The 1,216-nt window shown below is 58.5% G+C and carries 2 protein-coding genes and 1 pseudogene; 2 read left to right on the forward strand and 1 reads right to left on the reverse strand.

The genetic code is table 11. The features are described 5' to 3' along the window. Window positions 1-2: 2 nt before the first annotated feature. Together A1351_RS26150 and A1351_RS25805 are read left to right on the forward strand one after the other, a co-directional pair. A pseudogene (locus tag A1351_RS26150) lies at window positions 3-197 on the forward strand (TIR domain-containing protein); the annotation flags it as partial. A gap of 27 nt (window positions 198-224) precedes the next feature. Then, complete coding sequence (locus tag A1351_RS25805; RefSeq protein ID WP_245291612.1) at window positions 225-632, forward strand: hypothetical protein; 408 nt, start codon at window positions 225-227, stop codon at window positions 630-632. Window positions 633-735: 103 nt separating this feature from the next. Here A1351_RS25805 and A1351_RS07760 read toward each other — a convergent pair. Continuing rightward, on the reverse strand, window positions 736-1,216 hold a 481-nt coding region (locus A1351_RS07760; RefSeq protein WP_064032693.1), incomplete at its 5' end, for a recombinase family protein.

The following is a 1,216-nucleotide window of genomic DNA, read 5'->3' on the forward strand; positions in this document are numbered from 1 at the left end:
GTGTGTTCACACCCTCTCGGACCGCGTTGGCGTCGCTTATCGATCAGCTCGACGAAAGCGATTTTGGCCTTTTCATTTTCGCGCCCGACGACGTCACAATCCTTCGAGACCAGACCAAGCAAACGGTCCGAGACAATATCGTGTTTGAGATGGGCCTGTTTGCTGGAAGACTCGGTGCCGACCGTTGCTTCATGATTGTGCCGCGCGGAGTCGACGATCTCCATTTGCCGACCGACCTCCTTGGCATCACTCCGGCCATTTTTGAACCAGATAGGCAGGACGGGAATATGGTCGCGGCACTCGGCGCAGCTTGTAACCGAGTGAGAAAAGCTGTTCAAAGAATCGGGGAGGTGCCACGCGCCGCGGGTAGCAAGACTGCCGAAATTAGTAAAGACGACGAGGCCCTGATTGACGACCCGAATGACTGCATGTCCGTTATTCAGTCTTGGATGGGTGGCCGCAGTTTTTCAGCCAATACGAGCGCAATTAAATTTACCGACGTCGATAGAGAACTAAAATTAGCGCCTGGCTCTGCGCGAAATTATATCGCAAAAGCCGCTGCGCATTGGGGCTATAGCGTAGGTAGATCTGGAAAAGACTTCATCATGTTCGAAAAATACAGCGAGTTCTAAATGACATTGTGCGCGAAGCTCAGTGTCCCTATTGCGCCGCGCACGTTCTATCCGCAAAAAAACACAGATTGAGACAGGCGCGCCTAAACATTCGCGCCGCCGGTCAAAGCCCCCACTCGGCAAGGGCCGCTTCGGCCGCCGCCGCATCGTCCCTTATCCGGTAGACAGTCTGCCTCGTCAGGCCCGTCACGGCCGCCACAGGGCCGACGCCTGTCCCCTGCCCGAGCATGTCGCGAACCGTATCGAACTGCTCCCGCGAGTAGCTGGGCTTGCGGCCCCGATACTTGCTGGCCTCGCTGTTCGCCTTCGCGTGGTCTATCCCGGCGCGCTGGGCTTCCTTCGTGGCCTCGGCTTGGGCCTGTGCCGTGGCGGCCATGAACGCAATGAGGGCGTCTCTCACGGCTTGCTGCATAGGGTCTTTCGTCGCGCCGTCGAAGACGAGGCCATTGATGACGGTCTTCACCACGACGCCGCGCCGCATGAACTCGCGGATGGTGTCAGTCACGTCCTGGTAGTTGCGCCCGAGCCGGTCAACCCACCGCACGACCAGCACGTCACCCGACCGCAGCATATCGAACAGGCGG

The sequence above is a fragment of the Methylosinus sp. R-45379 genome (assembly GCF_001644125.1).
GTDB lineage: Bacteria > Pseudomonadota > Alphaproteobacteria > Rhizobiales > Beijerinckiaceae > Methylosinus.